We start from the raw sequence: 21,382 nt of genomic DNA, 5'->3' as shown, positions 1-21,382 counted from the left end.
TTTAAATTTAAGGTCTAGCTTTCTATCTCCTTAATAAATCCTTTATTTTCTGCTGACGCTTTACTTACAAACGGTACTTAATGAGTTATCGGCACAGTGCCAGGGTAAGCGATACGAGAGAGTTTAAAAGTGTGAACGGTGTCACGGTTAGAGCAGGTCGCCATGAATGGCGACCCTACGGGGAGTTGGTTTGTAGGGGCGCCATTTATGGCGACCGGGTCGATATCCGCACTGCACTCAACTCAAATCCACATTGCGGGTGCCGCCCCACCAGGTAAAGGCGAACCCGCCAATCCCCGCCACGATCAGCCCGGCGAGATACACCGCCATGCCGGCAAAAATGCCCTGCGATGAGGTCATTAGCGGCAGCGTGACTAAACCTGACGGGCCAAACACGGTGTTCATTCCTACTGGCAATCCCAGCCACGCCACCAGTCCGATAAAGAAGCCGCCCAGCGCGCCGCCAAAACAGGCGGTGATAAAGGGCTTCAGGCGCGGCAGCGTCACGCCATAAATCAGCGGTTCGCCGACACCGAGCAAGCCCGGCACAATGGCGCCTTTGATCTGTTTACGCAGCAGTGAGTCTTTATCCGCTTTGCACCATAACGCCAGCGACGCGCCGACCTGCCCGGCGCCGGCCATCGCCAGAATTGGGAAGAGCGAGTTAAAGCCCTGGGTTTCCATTAGCGCGAAATAGACCGGAATAAAGCCCTGATGAATGCCAAACATCACCGCGATCAAAAACAGTCCGGCCAGAATAGCGCAACCAAACGGATTGTTATTTAGATGAATGAACAACCACGACATGCCTTTAAATAATTCGCCGCCGATTGGCATAATCACCAGGAAAGTCACCGCGCCGGTAATTAATAACGTCAGCAACGATGTCAGGATCATATCGAGATTATCGGGAATGATTTTTCGCAGTTGTTTCTCAACCCAGGCACCAAATATTGCCGCCAGCAGCACGCCAATAATATTGCCGCGCGGATCGATCACCATGCCGAAGAAATCCTGCATCCCGCTGTAATAACCGACCTTCGCGTCAGGGATATAACCGAGCACAAACAGCGAGGCGATAATGGCCCCGTTGACGCCGGTACCGCCAAAGGCTTTCTGCGCGTTATAGCCGATCAAAATACTCAGGAAGGTGAACAACCCTTTGCCAAACACCTTCATGTACGCCACGGTATCCACCAGCCAGCGTGCATGATCGCCAGGCTGATTAAGGTGGAAGATCTGCTCAATCAGCGTGGCGAAACCCAGCAGCAAGCCGGCACCGATAAAACCGGGGATCAGCGGCGTAAAGATGGTGGCGAAGCAGGAGAGAAAACGGTGCAATGCGCTGGTCTGCTTTGCCTTCATCTGCTGTTTTTGCGCGCTGGCGATGGCCTGCAGATCGCCCGGCTCCTGCTGATTAAGCAGCGCCTGCATCTTCTCCGCTGCGGTTTGCGCTTTGCCGGGACCGAGCACGATCTGCAGCTGTGCATCGCTGTCAATCACGCCCAGCACGCCCGGCAGTGTTTTGAGTGTGGCACTATCCACTCGCGCGGCATCGTTGAGTGTCAGACGCAGGCGCGTCATGCAGTTGCCGCACTGCACCACATTATTGGCGCCGCCCACCGCCAGCAAAATGTCGCGTACCAGATCTTCGGTAATGGCCGCCATTATTGCGCTCCTGCGTCACGCAAAGCGTTGCGAATGAAGCCCTGATTCTGACTCAGCAGCGATTTTGCTTCATCGGCCGTTAATCCCGCCAGCACCATGACAATCGCGGTTTTACAGTGCCCATTACTCGCCGCCAACGCCTGCTGCGCGGTAGCATCGTCACAGTCGGAGGCTTGTTTGACGATGTTCACCTGGCGCTGCACCAGCTTCTGGTTGGTGGCTTCCACATCGACCATCAGATTGCCGTACACCTTGCCGCTGCGAATCATCGCGCCGGTGGTGAGCATATTCAGCACCAGTTTCTGCGCCGTGCCGGCTTTCATGCGCGAAGAACCGGTGATCACTTCCGGGCCCACCACCGGGGTCAACGCCACATCCGCGGCCTGCGACATTGGGCTGTTGGGATTACAGGTTAACGCTGCGGTAAATGCGGCTTGCTGACGCGCATACGCCAGCGCGCCCAGCACATAGGGCGTGCGGCCGCTGGCGGCAATCCCGACCAGCACATCGTTAGCGTTGAGATTGATATCACGCAGATCCTGCGCGCCCTGCTCCACGTTGTCTTCGGCGTTTTCTACCGCCTGCAGAATTGCGGTGTGGCCGCCAGCAATTAGCCCAACCACCTGGCTGCGCGGCGTGCCGAAGGTCGGCGGACATTCGCTAGCATCCAGAATCCCCAGACGACCCGACGTGCCTGCGCCGCAATAGATCAGGCGACCGCCTTTGCTGAAGGCGCGGGTGATGGCATCCACCACCTGCGCAATCTGCGGCACGATTGCTTCCACCGCCAGCGCCACTTTTTTGTCTTCATCATTGATCACCCGCAGCATCGCTTCGGTGGTCAGCTCATCGATGTTGTGGCTGGCGGGATTACGACCTTCAGTGATCATCTGGCTCAGATCGATCTGCATGAGACACTCCTGTGTGAGAATAATTTATTCGTAAAACTATATATCACACAGAATTGTTAATTCCTCTGCTGAGCGGGATTTTTTTGCTTTTTGCCGCAGCGGACATAAAAAAACCCGCCGAAGCGGGTTTCTGTGCGTAGCGGTCGCCATGAATGGCGAGGTTTTCGTAGGGTGCGCATTCATGCGCACCTGGAAGATTAGCTGGCGCTTTGCGTGCGCAGCTGTTGCTCGTAGGCGGCAGCTTGTTTGGTGTCGAACTGGTCTTCCCAGCGCGCAATCACCAGCACCGCCAGCGCGTTACCGATCACGTTCAACGCGGTACGCGCCATGTCCATGATGCGATCGACACCAGCGATAAATGCCAGGCCTTCCAGCGGAATGCCCACGCTGCCCAGCGTTGCCAGCAGCACCACGAAGGAGACGCCCGGCACGCCAGCGATGCCTTTCGAGGTCACCATCAGCGTCAGCACCAGAATGATCTCGTCGGTCAGCGACAGATCGATGCCATACAGCTGGGCGATAAAGATCGCCGCGATGCTCTGATACAGCGTTGAACCATCGAGGTTGAACGAGTAACCGGTCGGCACCACGAAGCTGGTGATGGCTTTCGGCGCACCGTAGGCTTCCATCTTCTGCATGATGCGCGGCAGCACGGTTTCTGAGCTGGAGGTGGAATAGGCAAGAATCAGCTCGTCTTTGAGAATGCGCATTAGCGTGGTAATGCGCAGCTTACAGAAGCGCGCCACCGTGCCGAGCACCACGAAAGCAAAGAACAGAATCGCCACGTACACCAGCAGTACCAGCTTGGCGAGTGGATAGAGCGACGCAAAACCGAAGTTAGCAATGGTGACCGCAATCAGCGCAAACACGCCGACTGGCGCATAACGCATGATCATGTGCGTCACTTTAAACATGGTTTCGGAAATCGAACGGAATACCGTGACCAGCGGATCGCGATGTTCCGATGGCAGCGCCGACAGGCCCATACCAAACAGCACCGAGAAGAAGATAATCGGCAGCATGTCGCCCTTCACCAGCGAGGCGAAGATGTTCTGTGGGATCAGCGACAGAATGGTGGTGACCAGACCGTGCGGTGCACCCTGAACCGCTTCGGTGGTGGCTTCGTATTTAGAGATGTCCACCGTTGCCAGCGTTGACATATCAATGCCGCTGCCGGGTTGGAATACGTTGGCCAGCGTGATGCCGACCACAATGGCAAGGGTGGTGATCACTTCAAAATAGATAATGGTTTTGACACCAATACGTCCGAGCTTTTTCGCATCACCCACGCCAGCAATGCCGACAATCAGTGAGGAGATAACAATCGGTACCACAATCATCTTGATCAGATGAATAAAGATGTCACCCGCTGGCGTCAGAATGTTAGTGATTAACCATTCACGATCGTCGGGCTGATTATGCAGCACGGTTCCCACAATCACGCCCAGAATCAGCGCGACTAAAATCTGCCATGCAAGGGTGAACTTAAAACCTTTCATAACGCGTTATTTCCTCAGTTAAAAACCCCTTTGCTCTGCTGCGAAGGTGCAGGAGAAATGTCACACAGGGAAGTGAGCAAAAGCCCGATAAAATAGAGGGTTATTTATGACTACGTCGGTTACAGCTGTGCAGGCATTTTGCGCCTGCGGGGTGATGCAGTCTGAGTTGATACCTGCTGAACAGGGCCGAGATAAGTACCATTTTCACTACGGTAAATGCAACCCCCGGCGCGATAGCGCAAATCTTATTCAGGTTAGTAGCATAAAATGCTGACAAAGGTTAACAGTCATAACTCGCTGTTATGAAAAGTGTTAATTCGATAAGTTTCAGCATAGCTATGCAATATTGCGCAAAAAGCGGCCCGGCGCGTTTGCTGATTATTTGCACAGCAGAGGCTGAGATCTCTTAGGCTTAAAGCAGAAGATCGCGCTACTGGCGCGGCGTTTTTACCCGCCGATCGCCGGGGATTTGCTGGTGATAAAAGGTCGTGATCCAGACTACAAAACAGAAACAAAGCCCTGTCGTGGTCTTCAATTAACCATTGATTGACATATGATTAACATCTTCAAGGAGGTCAGCCATGAGCCAAATACACAAGCATCCCGTACCCGCTGCCATTGCAGCGAATGCTCTCATTAATGCCGATCAGTATGCGGCGCTGTATCAACAATCGGTTGACGATCCCGACACCTTTTGGGGTGAGCAAGGCAAAATCCTCGACTGGATTAAGCCTTACAGCAAAGTGAAAAATACCTCCTTTGCCCCCGGCAATATTTCAATTCGCTGGTATGAAGATGGCGCACTGAACCTCGCCGCGAACTGCCTTGATCGCCATCTCGCCACGCGTGGCGACCATCCCGCCATTATCTGGGAAGGCGACGACGCCAGCGAAAGCAAAACCATTACTTTCCGCGAATTGCATGCGGACGTCTGCCGCTTTGCCAATGCGCTCGATAGCCTGGGCGTGAAGAAAGGCGACGTGGTGGCGATTTACATGCCGATGGTGCCTGAAGCCGCCGTTGCCATGCTGGCCTGTGCGCGCATTGGCGCGGTGCATTCGGTGATCTTCGGTGGCTTCTCACCGGAAGCTGTCGCCGGGCGCGTGGTCGATTCCAACGCCAAACTGATCATCACCGCCGATGAAGGCGTGCGCGCCGGACGCAGCATTCCGCTGAAGAAAAACGTCGATGATGCCCTGAACAATCCAAACGTCACCACGGTGAAAAATGTGGTGGTGTTTAAACGCACCGGTAAAGACACCGGCTGGCGCGAAGGCCGCGATCTGTGGTGGCACGATCTGGTGGCGAAGGCCAGCGATCAGCATGAACCGGTTGCCGTCGATGCCGAACATCCGCTGTTTATCCTTTATACCTCCGGTTCCACCGGCAAGCCGAAAGGCGTGCTGCACACCACCGGCGGTTATCTGGTTTATGCCGCCAGCACCTTTAAGTATGTGTTTGATTATCATCCTGATGATGTTTACTGGTGTACCGCCGATGTCGGCTGGATCACCGGCCACAGCTATCTGATTTACGGCCCGCTGGCGTGCGGCGCGACCACGCTGATGTTTGAAGGCGTACCGAACTGGCCAAAACCAAGCCGCATGGCGGAAGTGGTGGATAAACATAAGGTGACGCTGCTGTATACCGCGCCAACCGCGATTCGCGCACTGATGGCCGAAGGCGATAAAGCGATTGAAGGCACCGATCGCAGCAGCCTGCGCATCATGGGTTCGGTGGGTGAACCGATCAACCCGGAAGCCTGGGAGTGGTATTACAAAAAGATTGGCGACAGTCGTTGCCCGATCGTCGATACCTGGTGGCAAACCGAAACCGGCGGCTTCATGATCACGCCATTGCCGGGTGCGACTGAGCTGAAAGCCGGTTCCGCCACCAAACCGTTCTTCGGCGTGCAGCCAGCGCTGGTGGATAACGAAGGCAATCCGCTCGAGGGAGCCACCGAAGGAAACCTGGTGATTGTCGATTCCTGGCCGGGCCAGGCGCGTACGCTGTATGGCGATCACGATCGTTTCGAACAGACCTACTTCTCCACCTTCAAAAATCGCTACTTCAGCGGTGACGGCGCGCGCCGTGATGAAGAGGGTTATTACTGGATCACCGGCCGCGTCGATGACGTGCTCAACGTCTCCGGCCACCGTCTCGGCACCGCCGAGATTGAATCGGCGCTGGTGTCGCATCCGAAGATTGCCGAAGCCGCGGTGGTGGGCATTCCGCACAGCATCAAAGGCCAGGCGATCTACGCTTATATCACGCTCAACCACGGCGAAGAGCCGTCGCCAGAGCTGTATACCGAAGTGCGTAACTGGGTGCGTAAAGAGATTGGCCCGATTGCCACGCCTGATGTGCTGCACTGGACCGACTCGCTGCCAAAAACCCGCTCCGGCAAGATTATGCGTCGCATTCTGCGCAAAATCGCTACGGGCGATACCAGCAATCTCGGCGATACCTCTACGCTGGCCGATCCGGGCGTGGTAGAGAAATTGCTGGAGGAGAAACAGTCCATCACCATGCCGTAAGCGGCTTCTGTTGTAGGGGCGACCATTTGGCCGCCCTTATATGCCACGTATTTCTGAGTTCGCACAACTTATAAAACTAGAATATTCAGCCAGTTAAATCACTTTATCGTGAGATATCTGTCTGCCTTGCCTCTGGAGAAAATGTGATGAACGAAACCCCTGAACAGGAAGCAGTCTGGCAACAAGTCGAGAATAATCCGCGCTTCCATGAACTGGTGCACAAGCGCCAGGCGTTTGCGCTGCTGCTCAGCGTGATCATGCTGGTGCTCTATATCGGCTTTATTCTGTTGATCGCCTTTGCGCCCGCCTGGCTTGGTACGCCGCTGCACGCGGGCACTAACGTCACGCGCGGCATTCCGATTGGTGTCGGTTTAATCGTGATGTCATTCGTGCTGACCGGCGTCTACGTGTGGCGCGCCAACGGCGAGTTTGATCGTCTGACCAAACAGATCCTGAGCGAGGTGAAATCATGAAGCGCCTGCTTTCGGTATTTTTAGCCATCGTGCCCGCCAGCGTGTTTGCCGCCGATGCCATTACCGGCGCGGTGCAACGGCAAGCCACCAACTATGAAGCCATCATCATGTTCGTGGTGTTTGTCGCGGCGACGCTCGGCATCACCTATTGGGCCTCGAAACGCACCCGTTCGCGCAGCGATTACTACACCGCAGGCGGCAACATCACCGGTTTCCAGAATGGCCTCGCCATCGCCGGTGACTTTATGTCTGCCGCCTCCTTCCTCGGTATTTCTGCTCTGGTTTACACCTCCGGTTACGACGGGTTGATCTACTCGCTCGGCTTCCTCGTCGGCTGGCCGATGATCCTGTTTTTGATTGCCGAACGTCTGCGTAACCTCGGACGCTATACCTTCGCCGATGTCGCCTCCTATCGCCTCGCGCAGAAACCGATTCGAACGCTGTCGGCCTGCGGCTCGCTGGTGGTGGTGGCGCTTTATCTCATCGCGCAGATGGTGGGTGCCGGTAAGCTGATCCAGCTGCTGTTCGGCCTCGATTACCATATCGCGGTGGTGATGGTCGGCATTCTGATGGTGCTGTACGTGCTGTTTGGCGGCATGCTGGCGACCACCTGGGTGCAGATCATCAAAGCGGTGCTGCTGCTGTTTGGTGCCAGCTTTATGGCGATTATGGTGATGAAAGCCACCGGCTTCAGTTTTAACACGCTGTTCACCGAAGCGATGGCGGTGCACCCGAAAGGCGCGGCGATTATGCAACCGGGCGGGCTGGTGAAAGATCCGATCTCGGCGCTGTCGCTGGGGCTAGGTTTAATGTTCGGTACCGCCGGTTTGCCGCATATTCTGATGCGCTTCTTCACCGTGGCCGATGCGCGTGAAGCGCGTAAAAGCGTGTTCTGGGCCACCGGCTTTATGGGCTACTTCTACTTCCTGACCTTTATCATCGGCTTCGGCGCGATTTTGCTGGTGGGATCGAATCCGGCCTTTAAAGACGCCAGCGGCGCGCTGCTCGGCGGCACCAACATGGCAGCGGTGCATCTGGCGAACGCGGTCGGCGGCAGCCTGTTCCTCGGCTTTATCTCGGCCGTGGCCTTCGCCACCATTCTGGCGGTGGTCGCAGGTCTGACACTGGCGGGGGCCTCGGCGGTTTCACACGATCTCTATGCCAGCGTGATCCGCGAAGGTAAGGCGACGGAACGCGATGAGTTGCGCATCTCGAAGATCACCGTGCTGGTGTTAGGTGTGGTGGCGATTGCGCTGGGGATTTTGTTTGAGAAACAGAATATTGCCTTTATGGTCGGCCTGGCGTTCTCAATTGCCGCCAGCTGTAACTTCCCGATTATTTTGCTGTCGATGTACTGGTCGAAACTCACCACGCGCGGCGCAATGGTGGGCGGTTGGCTGGGACTCATTACTGCGGTACTGCTGATGATTCTTGGCCCAACGATTTGGGTTCAGGTGCTCGGGCATGAGAAACCGATCTATCCGTATGAGTATCCGGCGCTGTTCTCAATGCTGGCGGCGTTTATCGGTATCTGGCTGTTCTCGATTACCGACCATTCTGCTCGCGGTGCGCAGGAACGTGCCCGCTTCCGTGGGCAGTTTATTCGCTCACAGACGGGGATTGGGATTTCGCAGGGTAAGTCGCATTAATTCCGTGCTGGCTTCCCCTCACCCTAACCCTCTCCCATAAATGTGAGAGGGAACAGACCGGCGCGATTTTCTCCTTCTCCCGCTTGCGGGAGAAGGCCGGGATGAGGGGCAGACCGCACCCAAACAAAAATGGCGACCCATTGGGCCGCCATTTTTCATTCTAATTTAAACAATTAGAAACGCAGTGACGCGCCAACATACGGGCCGTCGACCAGTACGTTATCTTTGCGGCTGCCTTTGTTGTTCAGCTCGATGTACTGATAACCCACACGCAGGTTCAGCAGCGAAATCGGCGTAAAGCTCAGGCCGCCTGAGGCTTCCTGATAGCTATCCAGACGATCGGAGAAAGCTTCTGGCGCATAGTAATATTCGCCGTACAGGCCCCACATGCTGTTGAAGCTGTACTGCGCTGCGCCACCGACTGCCACGGTGAAGCCATCACGACCATCTTCCGGATGGGTGAACAGCGCTTTCGCGGTCGGTGCGATGCGGAAATCGCCCACGTCGATGTTATAGCCGAGGCCCGCACCGTAAGTGCTGCCATCGTGATCGCTGCGCAGCCAGTTGCCTTTCAGGAACAGGCCTGGTGAAGTGGTGCCGAGGCCAAGGTTCAGGTTGGTGCTATGCTCACCCACGTCAACACTGCCCTCAATTGCCTGTGCGCCGCTGCTCAGCAGGGCCAGACCCAATACGCTTCCAGTAACAAGTTGCTTTAACATGTGATTCCACTCCATGAAGGACAATTAATTCGGCGGCAAGGGTACCAGCCTGGTGACGAGAGACAACATTATTTGGAAAGCTTTACGTAAAAATGGATTACCGCGGAGAAAAAAGTGGCCCCGCAAGGCCACTTTTCAGACTAGAAACGCCAGGCTGCGCCCATAAACAATCCATCGATCAAACGCTGGTCATTTTCACCATATTTTCCATCACTCGACAGGTAACGATAACCCGAACTGAGCGTTAGCCAGTTAGCTGGTTGGAAATAGATACCTACCTCTAACTGATGCAGATGGTGCAGATGATAGGTCGCAAAGTCTGGCGCCATGCTGTAATCGAGATACAGCCAGGTTTGGCCCGCTTTGGGTAACGGGGCCATCAAGCGAATGCCCGCATTCGCGCCCTGACTTTTGGATTTATCGTTATCGAGATCAGCCCAGAAAAGCCCTACACGTGGCGCCACATGCAATGCTCCGAGCGTAAAGCCATAACCCAAATTGGCTTCCACCAGTTGCGTTTGATGTTCGCCCTTCACATATTCTGCGCCGTATTGTAGGCCTGCCGCGTTTTTTTCACTATTAATCGCTGCAGCAAAAAAATCGCTGCTCCCTTTGATGCCGGTTTCAGTCGCGCCGATTCCGGTAGAGGCCAGCATCAGGCCCAATGCTAAAAAGTGCTGTTTCATTGTCGCTTCCTTGTTATTTGCGCAGGCAAACACTACGCAAAGCGACAAAATACGAATACGAGTCCTGACTCAAAAACGCACGATTACGTGGCCCACAGTAAGTGGCTTAACAGCGGCGCGAGAATCACCGTCACCACGCCAGACAGCATCATCACCAGGCTGGATACCACGCCTTCCTGCTGGCCGAGTTGATACGCGCGCGCGGTGCCTGCGCCGTGCGATGCCGCACCAAAACCCGCGCCTTTGGCCACGCCCTGCTTGATGGCGAGACGCAGAAACAGCACGTCTCCTACCGCCATGCCGAACACGCCGGTGATCACCACAAACAGCGCCACCAGATCCGGCTGGCCACCAATTGGTTGAGCGGCTGCAAGCGCAAACGGTGTGGTAATCGAGCGTACCGCCAGGCTGCGCTGGATGGTTTCTGGCAGCGTCAGCAAGCGCGCCAGCCACACCGAACTGCATACCGCCACCAGCGTGGCCGTCAGCACGCCTACGCTCAGCGACAGCCAGTGTCGCTTGATGATGTCGAGGTTCTCATACACCGGCACGGCAAATGCCAGCGTCGCCGGGCCAAGCAGCCAAATCAGCCAGTGGCTTTCAGCGATGTAATTTTTCCAGCTAACGTGAGTGAGCAGCAACAGCGCCACCAGCACCAGCGGCGTCAATACCAGCGGCATCAACAGCAGCGTGCGCCAGCGGCGATAAAGAATTTTGTTGAGGTAGTAGACCAGCAGCGTGAACGCCAGACACAGCAGACTAATCAGCAGATCATTCATGATGCGCCTGCTTGCGTGCGGCGCGCGCCAATTCGAAGCGATACAAACGATCGACCACCAGTGAAGTCGAAGCCAGCACCAGCAAGGTACTGACGCCAATCACCACGCAGATGCGCCAGCCTTCGCTGCGCAGCAAATCGCTGTAGTTCACCACCGCCACCACTGCCGGAATAAAGAACAGCAGCATTTCCGCCAGCAGCCAGTTGGCGCCGGCTTTCACCCAGCGCAGCGGCACGATGCGCGTCATGATCAACACCAGCAGCAGCACCATGCCCACCACGTTGGCGGGCAGCGGCAGATGCAGCCAGCTCACCAGCCTGTCGCTGAAAATAAACAAACCGACATACAGCACCAGCTGCAGCGGAACAAACGTACGTTGCAGGAGATCCGTTCTGCGCGGGCTTAATGCCATCATAGCCTTGCACCCTGATGAAGAATTGAGGTGCCCAGTATAAATCCGCCACAAACTGTGAAAGAAATGAATTAAAATTATTCAAACTATGCCAAAAAGGAATGTTTATGGATGTGCGCGCCCTGCGCTACTTCACTGAAGTGGTGCGCCAGCAAAGCTTCACCCGCGCCGCTGAGAAGCTGTTCGTGACGCAGCCTACTATCAGCAAAATGCTGCGCCAGCTGGAAGAGGAGCTCGGCTGCACCTTGCTGCTGCGTGAAGGCCGCAAACTGCATCTTACCGATAGCGGTCAGGCGGTTTATCAGCGCGGATTGGTGATTCTGCAGGAGTTCCACCAGCTTGAAGCGCAGTTAGGCGACATCAACCAGCTGAAAACCGGCGAGCTGCGGCTGGGTATTCCGCCGATGGTCGGCATGCAGATGGCCGGATCGATTTCCGCCTTTCGCCGCCGTTATCCCGGCGTACACCTGAAAATATCAGAGTTCGGCGGACTGACGGCGCAGCAAGCGGTGCTGAGTGGCGCGCTGGATATCGCTCTCACCGCGCTACCGATTGAGTCAGAACTGCCGCTCAATACGCTGGAGCTGATGCACCATCCGCTGTGCGTGCTGCTGCCGCGCAGCGAAAAATGGCGCGATCACCATAAAGTCGGATTGGCAGAGTTAGCCGAACATCCGCTGCTGATCCTCAATGAAGAGTTCGCGCTGAATCGCCAGATCCGCAAAGCGTTTCAACGCCAGAACCTGACGCCGACAATTGCGTTGCGCAGCGCGCAGTGGGATTTCCTTGCCGCGATGGTACAGGCGGGCATGGGATTGGCGATTCTGCCGGAGCCCATTTGTCAGCGGCTGGATAAGCAGTCGCTGCTATGGCTGCCGCTGGAATCGGAGCTGCAGTGGAGTTTGGGGTTGATTTGGCGGGAAGGCAGTTATCTGTCGCGCAGCGCCGAGGCGTGGATTGCGTGCTGCCGTGAACACTGGCCGGATAGTGCGCCGCGGCTGTCGGTGTAAAAACAACCGCAGCACATTAGCGTAGCGGCGCAATGTTTTGCGCCGCTACCGATGAACAATATGGCTTACTGCTATTCCTCTTTCTCAATCAGCAACGCTTCCAGCAGATCAAGATCGTGCAGCAGTTTCTGCATTGTCTCGTTGGAGATCTCCTGCGTGGCGCGCAGATGATAGACCTCGGCGCGCTCGGCGCGCAGCGCATTGAGGCGGAAACGACGCTCAAGATTTTCGGCAAATTGCGCCTGCTCGATATCGTTTTTCCCCTCCGCACGACGACGCAGATTACCAATCACGCGCAGGCTGACCTCTTTCAGCAGCTCAGGATCGATGTTCTCTTCGGTGTCGCTCTCAAGACGCTGCTCCATTTTATGCAGGCTCTCAATCGCCACACCCGCCATCGCGGCACGCGCAAACTGAATCTCACGACGATGGCCGACCTTATCGATGCTTTCTACGTCGCGCAGCAGAATCGGCAGCAGCACCACGCCAACTAGCAGCGACACCAGAATCACGCCGGTAGCGATGAACACCAACTCATAGCGCGCCGGGAACGGATCGCCGTTGCTCAGGAACAGCGGAATCGACAGCACACCGGCCAACGTAATGGCACCGCGCACGCCGGCAAAAGAGGCAATCAGCAATTCACGCAGCGAGTAATTGGTAAACTCTAGCGGCTTCTTCTTCAGCAGACGCATGCTGGTTCGCTTCATGATCCACAACCACCCGAAACGCACCACCATCAGCGCGGCGTACACCAACAGAACGTCGGTAAACAGCATCCACAGTTCCACGTTAGGATCGGCTTGCGCCTGCGCAATCGAGGTGGAAAGGATGTCGGGCAGCTGCAGGCCGAGCATCAGGAACACCATGCCGTTGAACACGAATTCCAGCATCTGCCACACGCTGTTCGCACGCAGACGCATCGCCAGCGGTGCCTGGCGGATAATGCCGGAACGCGTAATGGTCATACCGGCGGCGACGGCGGCGAGAATGCCCGACACGCCAAGGTGTTCCGCAATCAGGTACGAGGCGAACGGTAACAGCAGCAGCAGCACGGTCTGTGTTGCCGGGTCATCCCCGCTCCAGCGGCTCAGCAGACGCAGCGAGCGGCCATACAGCCAGCATATCGCCACACCAGCGACCAAACCGCCGACCGCCACTTTGAGAAACTCAACGCTGGCGCCGCCCCACGTAAACACCATGGTGCCCATCGCCACCGCGACGGCAAACTTCAGCGATACCAGGCCCGACGCGTCGTTCATCAGGGCTTCGCCCTGCACAATCGACATGATTTTTTTCGGGATGCGTCCTTCACCGACAATGCCGGACAGCGCCACGGCATCGGTTGGCGAGAGTACCGCCGCCAGCGCAAAGGCGGGAATCAACGGAATTCCCGGCACCAGCCAGTAGATCAGGTAGCCAATCCCGACCACGGTGATCAGCACCAGAACCAGCGCCAGCCCCATGATTTCGCGACCGTGATGGAGGAACTCGTTGATCGGCGTTTTCCAGCCATCCGCAAACAGCAGCGGCGGAATGAACAGCACGAGGAACAGTTCCGGATCAAAATCGACATGCAGGCCGAAGACGGGAAATGCGAGTAAAGCACCGGCGGCAATTTGCACCAGCGGCAGGGGAATTTGAAACGGCAGAATACGTGCCGCCACGCTGGAGAGTGAAACCACCAGCGTCATGATGAGAATAGTAAAGAAGATTTCCATGCTTTCCTTAGGCGAATCAATTTCATTAAAGCGATGTTGTTGCGTGGGAAAGTGTAAAACAAAACGCCGCACAGCGGGGCAACCCGATGTGCGGCGTGGGGCAGAAAGAGAATAATCTCGAAATTTATACGCTTTAAAGTCAGATGGCCCAGCCACCGGCATAGAACGCGACCAGCGCGACAGCAATCACCACGGTGCCCACGTTCAGCTTGCGCCACTCACCGGCAAACAGGCGACCAATCACCAGGGAAGCGAAGCCGAGCATGATGCCGGTTACGATGTTGCAGGTCAGCACGATGAACACTGCAGTCAGCAGGCCGGACATCGCATCAACGAAATCGTTGAAGTCGATTTTTGCCACGTTGCTCAGCATCAGCAAGCCCACATACATCAGCGCCGGTGCGGTCGCGTAAGCCGGAACCAGATAGGCCAGCGGCGACATAAACAGAATCACCAGGAACAGCAAACCGACCACAATCGCCGTCAGACCGGTTTTTCCGCCCGCCGCCGTGCCCGCCGCCGATTCGATATAGACCGCAGCCGGCGAAGCGCCGACTAAACCGGCAAACAGGCTGCTGACGGAATCGGTGGTTAACGCACGACCGCCGTTAATGATCTGCCCCTCTTTATCCAGCAGATTCGCCTGCCCTGCTACCGCGCGGATGGTGCCGGTGGCATCAAAGACCGCGGTCATCACCAGCGCCAGCACGCTTGGCAGCACCACCGGTTGCAGCGCGCCCATGATATCGAGGCTAAACATCGCTGATTGCCCGTTGGCATCCTTCAGGCTCGGCATCGCGAACAGACCTTGATAGGTCACTGCCGGATCGAAAATCAGGCCGAGAATCGAGATGGCGATGATGGTCAGCAGAATGCCGCCCGGCACGCGGCGTTTTTCCAGACCAAAAATCGCCGCCAGTCCCACCAGCGACATGATCACCGGGAACGAAGCGAATTGACCCAACGCCACTGGTAAGCCCGGAGCCGGATTTTTCACCACTAAACCAATACCGTCAGCGGCGATCAGCAGCAGGAACAGGCCAATACCTACGCCGGTTCCGTGCGCCACGCCCATCGGTAAGTTCCGCAGAATCCATGCGCGGATGCCGGTGACCGAAATCAACGTGAACAGCAAGCCCATCAGGAACACCGCACCAAGCGCCACCGGCACGCTGATGTGCTGGCCGAGCACCAGACTGAAGGCGGTGAAGGCGGTCAGCGAGATGGCGCACCCAATCGCCATCGGCAGATTGGCCCACAAACCCATGATGATCGAACCAAAACTGGCGACCAGACAGGTGGCAACGAACACCGCCGTTGGCGAGAAGCCCGCTTTGCCCAGCATGCCGGGCACCACGATGACGGAGTACACCATCGCCAGAAACGTTGTCAGACCCGCCAATACTTCCTGACGCACGCTGCTGCCGCGTGCAGAGATATTGAACCAGGCGTCCAGTTTTCCACTGGCCGGGCGCGATTCGCCAGACATAATTCTTCCTCAATATTTTTGTGATGTGAGTCGCCGCGCGGCGCACGTTTGCCGTTCCCTGATGGCGGTTTTTCATGATGAAAATCCAGGCAAACGTTTACGTCGCCGCGTATTCCAGGCCGTAAAGGGGGACGTGGAAAAAAGGCAAACGATTATCTGGCGTTTGCCTTGGGGTTTTCAACTACTAATCGCGGGCATGACAGGATAAATTCAGGCATCCGCTCCGTAGGGTCGCCATTCATGGCGACCTGGCTGAACTTAGCGGCTTAACTCAATCGCGCCGCCCTGCTGGATCGCGCGTTGCCAGGCAGCGCGCTGCTGCATGGTTTCCAGCCAGCGGGCGGTGGCGGGCGTATCGCGTAGCGAGCCACGCAACTGCAGCGCCAGCAGCGGAAAGCTCATCTGCACATCGGCGATGCTAAAACGTGAACCGGCAAAAAATGCATGCTGCGTGAGATGCTCTTCGATTACGCGGCCGTGCAAAGCCAGCTGCTTGTTCAGCCAGGCTTTCTGAATCCCTTTGCTCAGTGCGATGCCGGCCGGGCGCAGCAGCCACGGCACCGGCTTCTTGCCCAACTGCGCAAACACCAGTTTCATCACCAGCAATGGCATCAGCGAACCTTCGGCATAGTGCAGCCAGTAGCGCGCCTGAATCTGCTCATCTTCATGACTCAACGTCAGCTGATGCTCGCTGTCGTACTTCAGTTGCAGGTATTCGAGAATCGCGCCTGACTCGGCAATCACGCGATTACCGTCGGTGATCACCGGGGATTTGCCCAGCGGATGCACTTTCTTTAAGGAATCGGGTGCCAGCAGGCTGTTTTCACGCTGATAGCGTTTGATTTGGTAAGGCACCGCAAGCTCTTCCAGAAGCCATAACACGCGATGCGAGCGGGAATTTTCCAGATGGTGAACGGTGATCATACGGTTTCCTTGCCGGTAAAAGTGTTCCGCCAAGTATAGTCGATCAGCGTTTTTGCTCGTCCTGTTCCGGATCGAGTAACACCGCGCCCGAACCTTGCTCGCCCAACCGGTCACCGGGATTACGCAGCGGGCAATCGCGCATCGATAAACAGCCGCAGCCAATGCAGCCATCAAGATCGTTACGCAAGCGCGTGAGGGTTTCGATGCGTTTATCCAGCTCCTCGCGCCAGTGCTGCGTCAGCGCGTCCCACTCTTGTGTCGACATCCGTTTATTAGCCGGCACATGCGTCAGGCTGTCGCTCACCGTCGCCAGCGGAATGCCAATGCGTTGTGCAATTTTGATGATGGCAACGCGACGCAGCACGTCACGGCTGTAGCGACGTTGGTTGCCGCCGTTGCGCGAGCTACAGATCAATCCTTTGGTCTCATAGAAGTGCAGCGCCGACACCGCCACGCCGCTGCGCTTCGCCACTTCGCCCGGCGTCAAAACCGGCTTCGGGTAATTGCGTTCTTTTTTCATTTAGGGCCTTTACCTCAAGTTAACTTGAGGAATTATACTCGCACCCCAGCAAAACTTCGAATTTCTCACCAGGCAAAAAACATCAGAAGGATGAGGCTATGATGCAACAGGAAATCATTCATTCGCTGTCCAACTGGATCGATCAGAATCTGGATAAAGCGCTGTCTATTGATGAAGTCGCGGCAAAATCAGGTTACTCAAAATGGCATCTGCAGCGTATGTTCCGTGCCGTCACGAAACAAACGCTGGGTGGCTATATTCGCGAACGTCGTCTGACGCTGGCCGCGGAAGCGCTGCGTCAAACCCAGCGTCCGGTGTTCGATATCGCGATGCAATACGGTTACGATTCGCAGCAGACCTTCTCGCGCGTGTTCCGCCGTCAGTTCTCGCAAACGCCAACCGCTTATCGTCATACCATGCGTCGTCAGGCGATGATTCAGCGTCCGCGCTTGCTCAGTTTTGACTGTGCAGACAACAACATGACCAGTTTTGCCCAGCGTACAACCGGCGAGTGCTGCCCGGTTAGCTAACCTTTTCTGCGCGCCCTTTGCGGGCGCACCTTCCTTTTTCCCGCCAGCCTTCAATCCCTTTCGATAAAAATCTTTCTACCTGACCCGGTATAAATTTTGTTCAAAATTTAAAATCGAGTGATATAATGTGAGCCAAGTCACACTTTCCTGTATTCAGTAAGACGGCCAGAAGGACTTCCCTGACCTTCCTTCTCAGCCGCCAGTGATGTCGATTGAATGTCGGGGATATCACTGATTCTAAGAGGTTTTTGCAGATGGCCACCCTAACCACCAGTTTGATTGTAATGCGCTGGGAACTCCTGAGTGCGGTAATGATGTTTTTCGCCAGCACCATGAAAATTCGACTGCGTCAGAACAGTCACCACGTGATGGCGCTGCTGTGCGGTGGCATCGGCGTTGGCATGTCATGCTGGTTTGTTACTGGCCTACTCGGTATCACGCTGAGCATGGAGAATCTGCATAACTTTATGGAAATCTCCAAAAACGCCTTTATCGAAGTGATGAGCCAGACGCCAACCGATTGGCCAATGCCTTAATCGCCGCCAATAAAAAACCCCGCCGAAGCGGGGTTTTTTATTTTGCTGTGTGATTCTAAATTTTCTTCAATACGGCCGGAATGGTCACTTCCGCCACCGTGATGCCCGGTATCTTCGTACCGCGGCGATCCTGAATCCACATATCACCCATCATCTGATTTAACCCGCGATCCAAACCGGTCACCAAACCGGCGCCCGGCGTGAAGGTTAATTCGCCGAAGTAGATCTGCTCGTTATCGATGTACCAATCCACGCGCACATAATCGAAATCGCTCGCCAGCTTTTTACTCAACGCCAACGCGTGCTGCAACGAGGCCATTTGCGGCGTCACGTCCAGGCCGGTATCACGAATTTTGTGATACGCCTCGTTGAGGTTGTTGACGTAGAAGTTCATCGACAACAGCGGATTGCAGCGGTTGTAGATCACCTGCAGCACATACTCAAAGCTACCGTCGCGCTTGTTGAACATATGGAACTTGTAGTCAATCGGTGCCGATTTACCATCGCCAATGTACTGCTCCACCAGAATGCGTGGCTTGATGTAGCGATAGTGAATCTCGCGCGCTTCGTTGGCGAAATCGGTCTTCAGCCAGCGATGGCAATCGTTGATAATCTGCTGCTTCTTCAACGCATCCGGCTCTTCCAGCAGGATCTCCACCATGTTGGAGGCGTGATTCGGCTTGATAACGGTATTTTTCCAGCTCGGCAGCGTGTGCAATGAGCTGGGATCGCTGGTCTCGTAAACCAGCGGGATCAGGTATTCGCTGCCCACTTTCTCGGCGATATATTCACGCACCGAATATTTGTCCGACAGACGACCATAAATCTGATAATCGCCATGGATGAATTTGCGATACAGCACCTTCTCGTTAAACACTTTCGGCTCGCGCAGATTAGGCAATTTGCGGAACTTGTGAAAATAGTAGATACGATCCTGGTATGCCCAGGGCATCTTCTTGATGAAGTACTGAACGCTTCTTCTGAGTTCATCTTTCAACTTGAGCATATCTGACCTCATTTGTAGGTTTTGTAGTTGAGTGAGGAAACCTGGATTTTTTGGATGACGCCGTTTTTGAAGAAGTAATTCATTACGGTAAGAGACAGCAATTCTGAGATGAAAACGCTCCATGCGGCACCCATGATGCCGTAGCTCTGGATCAGCCACCACGACAGCGGCAAGCTGATGACCATCAGGCAAACGATTTTCTTCAACAGATAATTAAACCCGCCTTCTTTGACCATGTAGCGATACGCTACGGTCCCCATCGCCGAAAAGCAGGTTGCTAACGACAACAACGTAATGAGACTTCCTGACTGTGTGTACTCGTGACCATATAAAGCGATGATGATTTTTTCGCCGTACATCGCGATCACCGCTAACAACAACAATGAAACACCCATGACATAACCATTAAGCCGTGCTGTCAGCTTGATGGCGGTTTCTCCACGCTCACGGAAGATTTCCGAAAAGCAGGAAGTGATGATGGCGACCGGGATAAAAATCCAGGAGGCCGAAATGGTATTGGCGGCGGCAAACAGCCCGAGATCGCGCGCCGAGGCGATGCCCGCCAGGAACATCTGTGCCGCTTTCACCTGCACCGAGATAAAGATGCTGGAGATGGCCAGCGGTAATCCGGCATACAGCAAATAGCGCAGATAGGTGTTGCGCTTATCCTGCGGCGGCGCCACGTCCTGATTTTCGCGGTAAAAGTTAAAACGCTTAATCACATACGGCACCAGCGTGACGGCGACAATCGATACGGTCAGCCACAGCGGATTGAGGTGCAGCCAGGCAATGGTGAAACTTAAGCTGAAGCCCAGCAGCAAACCGACAGAGTTGGCGAGGGTGTTCAGTCGCGAGGCTAAGCGCGCATTGTTGTAGACGCTGAAGGTGTCCTGCGTTACGAAAACCGAAGAGATAAACGAGGCCAGTGCAAAAGCGAGGAAGTTTTCCTGCATGTTGTACCAGACCCAAATCAAGACGGGCAGCGATGTGAGCAACAGCAAAACCATGCGCATGTTGCGCGCTACGGTCATCAGGCGCAGCCCTTTCGGCGCACTCTTACTGATACGTTTAAACAGAATGGTTTCCGTACCGAAAATCGCCACGGTCTGCACCATGGAAAACAGCGAGGTCGAAAACGCCATTTGGCCAAAGATGGTTGGACCAAAGGATTTTGCCACGTAGGAGGTCACAAATATGACGCCGAACACGGAGACGATCTTTTCAGACATCATCCAGGCGGCATTAGACATTACGCTCAATTTCATTGACTGATCCTTAGTATTACGAACTACAACAACTTTCGGTACAACGTCCTTGAAATGAATTAACAAGCGCTCAGTGGGCCTGACTTAAATTATTAACTTCAAACCAAACTGGTCCGAAAAATGAGACTCGCGTCAGCAATTAGGAATTATATTCAGGAAAATTCCGATTATATCCGGTGCGAAACTCGGTGGATGTAAACGATTTCAGCTTAAATTCTAAGCAAAGGTTTACTGGCACACCCTGACATTTCTGCAAGTGGTTTATGCCGATTTTCCAATGAATGTAGTATTTTTCTGCATTTGGGATGGAGAGAATTTATATCAAAAACCTAAAGCCAGGAAGGCGTTCAATGCCATTCGGAATAAAATAAGATTTATCCCATGATGATATTTCTTCTAAATATCTTAATTTAACCCTCGCAATTCAAATCGCGCACTTTAATACTGAATTAATAGTGTTTTTGCAGTGCCAGATATTAATACAGTAATTCTCATCCACTAATTGATAAGAAAGGTAATAGCATTTATGAGAAAGTCACGATATAGCGAAGAGCAAATCACAAATGCCATTAAAGCTTCTGAAACGGGAGTGAAAGTCAGGGAGATTTGTGAGGAGCTTGGCATTTCCGAGGCCACTTTCTATAGCTGGAAGAAGAAGTTTTCTGGGCTCTCTTCCGAGGAAGGTCGCAAAATCAAGGAGTTGGAAGATCAGCTTCTTAACCTCACGCGTGAACTGCAATCTCTGAGTTCCGATAAAGAGATGCTGCAAAGCGTATTGAAAAACTTCTTTACCACGAATGAAAAGCGTCAGGCGGTTAACTTTCTGCAAACGACATTCGACATAGGTACCCGTCGTAGCTGTCGTTTACTGGATATTAGCCGTAGCGTTTATCATTATCCTGCAGGTACAGATAATCGCTAACACCATTAAGGCCGATGTTATTTGACTTAATGCTGAGATTTGTTCTTACCAGAAGATATGAAGATCATTTAATACGGCGTTCACAACATAACAATTCGCTCCAATTTTTCCTGATGAATACCATCG

At 54.6% G+C, this 21,382-nt stretch carries 20 protein-coding genes; 7 read left to right on the top strand and 13 right to left on the bottom strand.

Translation table 11 applies throughout. The annotated features are described in order from the left end of the window. Positions 1-237 precede the first annotated feature (237 nt). The 3 genes from murP to gltP all read right to left on the bottom strand — a co-directional run bounded on the left by murP (position 238) and on the right by gltP (position 4,078). Complete coding sequence (gene murP, locus K5Y32_RS15745) at positions 238-1,668, bottom strand: PTS N-acetylmuramic acid transporter subunit IIBC (protein WP_222184988.1); 1,431 nt, start codon at positions 1,666-1,668, stop codon at positions 238-240. Then, the gene (gene murQ / locus K5Y32_RS15740; RefSeq protein ID WP_222184986.1) at positions 1,668-2,579 is read right to left on the bottom strand and encodes an N-acetylmuramic acid 6-phosphate etherase; all 912 of its coding nucleotides are present in this window, start codon (positions 2,577-2,579) and stop codon (positions 1,668-1,670) included. The genes murP and murQ overlap by 1 nt, the downstream gene beginning before the upstream one ends. A 197-nt stretch (positions 2,580-2,776) precedes the next feature. Continuing rightward, complete coding sequence (gene gltP / locus K5Y32_RS15735) at positions 2,777-4,078, bottom strand: glutamate/aspartate:proton symporter GltP (RefSeq protein ID WP_007888562.1); 1,302 nt, start codon at positions 4,076-4,078, stop codon at positions 2,777-2,779. A 581-nt stretch (positions 4,079-4,659) separates the two neighbouring features. Between gltP and acs the strand changes: the two genes are divergently transcribed. The 3 genes from acs (at position 4,660) to actP (ending at position 8,737) form a co-directional block, all read left to right on the top strand. Continuing rightward, a complete protein-coding gene (gene acs, locus K5Y32_RS15730; protein ID WP_222184984.1) occupies positions 4,660-6,615 on the top strand; it encodes an acetate--CoA ligase in 1,956 nt (651 codons plus the stop codon). Between the two features lie 146 nt (positions 6,616-6,761). After that, the gene (locus K5Y32_RS15725; RefSeq protein WP_008109989.1) at positions 6,762-7,088 is read left to right on the top strand and encodes a DUF485 domain-containing protein; all 327 of its coding nucleotides are present in this window, start codon (positions 6,762-6,764) and stop codon (positions 7,086-7,088) included. Next, complete coding sequence (actP, locus tag K5Y32_RS15720) at positions 7,085-8,737, top strand: cation/acetate symporter ActP (RefSeq protein WP_222184983.1); 1,653 nt, start codon at positions 7,085-7,087, stop codon at positions 8,735-8,737. The genes K5Y32_RS15725 and actP overlap by 4 nt, the downstream gene beginning before the upstream one ends. A gap of 173 nt (positions 8,738-8,910) precedes the next feature. Here the strand turns inward: actP and K5Y32_RS15715 are convergent, their stop codons facing one another. From K5Y32_RS15715 to K5Y32_RS15700, 4 genes are all read right to left on the bottom strand, one after another. Next, positions 8,911-9,456, bottom strand: coding sequence for a YfaZ family outer membrane protein (locus tag K5Y32_RS15715; RefSeq protein ID WP_008109987.1), 546 nt, complete (start codon positions 9,454-9,456; stop codon positions 8,911-8,913). A gap of 140 nt (positions 9,457-9,596) precedes the next feature. Beyond that, positions 9,597-10,142 (bottom strand): YfaZ family outer membrane protein, encoded by a 546-nt coding sequence (locus K5Y32_RS15710; RefSeq protein ID WP_222184981.1) that lies wholly within the window; start codon positions 10,140-10,142, stop codon positions 9,597-9,599. Between the two features lie 83 nt (positions 10,143-10,225). Continuing rightward, positions 10,226-10,921 carry an LrgB family protein gene (locus K5Y32_RS15705; protein WP_222184979.1) on the bottom strand — a complete coding sequence of 232 codons (696 nt, stop codon included), beginning with the start codon at positions 10,919-10,921 and terminating at the stop codon, positions 10,226-10,228. Further along, positions 10,914-11,336: a CidA/LrgA family protein gene (locus K5Y32_RS15700; protein WP_008109984.1), complete on the bottom strand. Its 423-nt coding sequence runs from the start codon at positions 11,334-11,336 to the stop codon at positions 10,914-10,916. The genes K5Y32_RS15705 and K5Y32_RS15700 overlap by 8 nt, the downstream gene beginning before the upstream one ends. Positions 11,337-11,440: 104 nt before the next feature. Here K5Y32_RS15700 and K5Y32_RS15695 point away from each other — a divergent pair, with 104 nt between their 5' ends. Next, positions 11,441-12,343 carry a LysR family transcriptional regulator gene (locus K5Y32_RS15695; protein ID WP_222184977.1) on the top strand — a complete coding sequence of 301 codons (903 nt, stop codon included), beginning with the start codon at positions 11,441-11,443 and terminating at the stop codon, positions 12,341-12,343. 71 nt (positions 12,344-12,414) lie between these two features. Here the strand turns inward: K5Y32_RS15695 and K5Y32_RS15690 are convergent, their stop codons facing one another. The 4 genes from K5Y32_RS15690 to soxR all read right to left on the bottom strand — a co-directional run bounded on the left by K5Y32_RS15690 (position 12,415) and on the right by soxR (position 16,997). Further along, positions 12,415-14,064, bottom strand: a complete 1,650-nt coding sequence (locus tag K5Y32_RS15690) for a Na+/H+ antiporter (protein ID WP_101763047.1) — start codon at positions 14,062-14,064, stop codon at positions 12,415-12,417. Between the two features lie 139 nt (positions 14,065-14,203). Then, positions 14,204-15,553 carry an NCS2 family permease gene (locus K5Y32_RS15685; RefSeq protein WP_101763048.1) on the bottom strand — a complete coding sequence of 450 codons (1,350 nt, stop codon included), beginning with the start codon at positions 15,551-15,553 and terminating at the stop codon, positions 14,204-14,206. Positions 15,554-15,811: 258 nt separating this feature from the next. Further along, complete coding sequence (locus tag K5Y32_RS15680; RefSeq protein ID WP_222184975.1) at positions 15,812-16,477, bottom strand: glutathione S-transferase family protein; 666 nt, start codon at positions 16,475-16,477, stop codon at positions 15,812-15,814. Between the two features lie 43 nt (positions 16,478-16,520). Then, a complete protein-coding gene (soxR, locus tag K5Y32_RS15675) occupies positions 16,521-16,997 on the bottom strand; it encodes a redox-sensitive transcriptional activator SoxR (RefSeq protein ID WP_101763050.1) in 477 nt (158 codons plus the stop codon). Positions 16,998-17,095: 98 nt separating this feature from the next. Between soxR and soxS the strand changes: the two genes are divergently transcribed. Together soxS and K5Y32_RS15665 are read left to right on the top strand one after the other, a co-directional pair. Further along, the gene (soxS, locus tag K5Y32_RS15670; protein WP_036649992.1) at positions 17,096-17,527 is read left to right on the top strand and encodes a superoxide response transcriptional regulator SoxS; all 432 of its coding nucleotides are present in this window, start codon (positions 17,096-17,098) and stop codon (positions 17,525-17,527) included. Between the two features lie 254 nt (positions 17,528-17,781). After that, complete coding sequence (locus tag K5Y32_RS15665; RefSeq protein ID WP_008109973.1) at positions 17,782-18,063, top strand: YjcB family protein; 282 nt, start codon at positions 17,782-17,784, stop codon at positions 18,061-18,063. A 55-nt stretch (positions 18,064-18,118) separates the two neighbouring features. Here K5Y32_RS15665 and K5Y32_RS15660 read toward each other — a convergent pair whose 3' ends face one another. After that, positions 18,119-19,069, bottom strand: a complete 951-nt coding sequence (locus K5Y32_RS15660; RefSeq protein ID WP_101763051.1) for an ATP-grasp fold amidoligase family protein — start codon at positions 19,067-19,069, stop codon at positions 18,119-18,121. Between the two features lie 8 nt (positions 19,070-19,077). Then, complete coding sequence (locus K5Y32_RS15655) at positions 19,078-20,334, bottom strand: polysaccharide biosynthesis C-terminal domain-containing protein (protein WP_222184973.1); 1,257 nt, start codon at positions 20,332-20,334, stop codon at positions 19,078-19,080. Positions 20,335-20,860: 526 nt separating this feature from the next. On the opposite strand from K5Y32_RS15655, the gene K5Y32_RS15650 reads away from it, so the two are divergent. Further along, complete coding sequence (locus K5Y32_RS15650) at positions 20,861-21,256, top strand: IS3 family transposase (protein WP_008109970.1); 396 nt, start codon at positions 20,861-20,863, stop codon at positions 21,254-21,256. Positions 21,257-21,382: the final 126 nt, after the last annotated feature.

Source organism: Pantoea sp. DY-15, assembly GCF_019795935.1.
GTDB lineage: Bacteria > Pseudomonadota > Gammaproteobacteria > Enterobacterales > Enterobacteriaceae > Pantoea > Pantoea leporis.
The sequence above is the reverse complement of the archived record's forward strand: the minus strand, read 5'-3'. Positions and strand labels throughout refer to the sequence as shown.

Excerpts from the sequence above, each read along its gene's own strand:
- actP (WP_222184983.1), top strand. The coding sequence starts at position 7,085 with ATGAAGCGCCTGCTTTCGGTATTTTTAGCCATCGTGCCCGCCAGCGTG.
- K5Y32_RS15690 (WP_101763047.1), bottom strand. The coding sequence starts at position 14,064 with ATGGAAATCTTCTTTACTATTCTCATCATGACGCTGGTGGTTTCACTC.
- K5Y32_RS15655 (WP_222184973.1), bottom strand. The coding sequence starts at position 20,334 with ATGAAATTGAGCGTAATGTCTAATGCCGCCTGGATGATGTCTGAAAAG.
- soxR (WP_101763050.1), bottom strand. The coding sequence starts at position 16,997 with ATGAAAAAAGAACGCAATTACCCGAAGCCGGTTTTGACGCCGGGCGAA.
- K5Y32_RS15665 (WP_008109973.1), top strand. The coding sequence starts at position 17,782 with ATGGCCACCCTAACCACCAGTTTGATTGTAATGCGCTGGGAACTCCTG.
- K5Y32_RS15660 (WP_101763051.1), bottom strand. The coding sequence starts at position 19,069 with ATGCTCAAGTTGAAAGATGAACTCAGAAGAAGCGTTCAGTACTTCATC.
- soxS (WP_036649992.1), top strand. The coding sequence starts at position 17,096 with ATGATGCAACAGGAAATCATTCATTCGCTGTCCAACTGGATCGATCAG.
- K5Y32_RS15700 (WP_008109984.1), bottom strand. The coding sequence starts at position 11,336 with ATGATGGCATTAAGCCCGCGCAGAACGGATCTCCTGCAACGTACGTTT.
- K5Y32_RS15695 (WP_222184977.1), top strand. The coding sequence starts at position 11,441 with ATGGATGTGCGCGCCCTGCGCTACTTCACTGAAGTGGTGCGCCAGCAA.
- K5Y32_RS15705 (WP_222184979.1), bottom strand. The coding sequence starts at position 10,921 with ATGAATGATCTGCTGATTAGTCTGCTGTGTCTGGCGTTCACGCTGCTG.
- murP (WP_222184988.1), bottom strand. The coding sequence starts at position 1,668 with ATGGCGGCCATTACCGAAGATCTGGTACGCGACATTTTGCTGGCGGTG.
- K5Y32_RS15710 (WP_222184981.1), bottom strand. The coding sequence starts at position 10,142 with ATGAAACAGCACTTTTTAGCATTGGGCCTGATGCTGGCCTCTACCGGA.
- K5Y32_RS15680 (WP_222184975.1), bottom strand. The coding sequence starts at position 16,477 with ATGATCACCGTTCACCATCTGGAAAATTCCCGCTCGCATCGCGTGTTA.
- K5Y32_RS15715 (WP_008109987.1), bottom strand. The coding sequence starts at position 9,456 with ATGTTAAAGCAACTTGTTACTGGAAGCGTATTGGGTCTGGCCCTGCTG.
- murQ (WP_222184986.1), bottom strand. The coding sequence starts at position 2,579 with ATGCAGATCGATCTGAGCCAGATGATCACTGAAGGTCGTAATCCCGCC.
- gltP (WP_007888562.1), bottom strand. The coding sequence starts at position 4,078 with ATGAAAGGTTTTAAGTTCACCCTTGCATGGCAGATTTTAGTCGCGCTG.
- K5Y32_RS15650 (WP_008109970.1), top strand. The coding sequence starts at position 20,861 with ATGAGAAAGTCACGATATAGCGAAGAGCAAATCACAAATGCCATTAAA.
- K5Y32_RS15725 (WP_008109989.1), top strand. The coding sequence starts at position 6,762 with ATGAACGAAACCCCTGAACAGGAAGCAGTCTGGCAACAAGTCGAGAAT.
- K5Y32_RS15685 (WP_101763048.1), bottom strand. The coding sequence starts at position 15,553 with ATGTCTGGCGAATCGCGCCCGGCCAGTGGAAAACTGGACGCCTGGTTC.
- acs (WP_222184984.1), top strand. The coding sequence starts at position 4,660 with ATGAGCCAAATACACAAGCATCCCGTACCCGCTGCCATTGCAGCGAAT.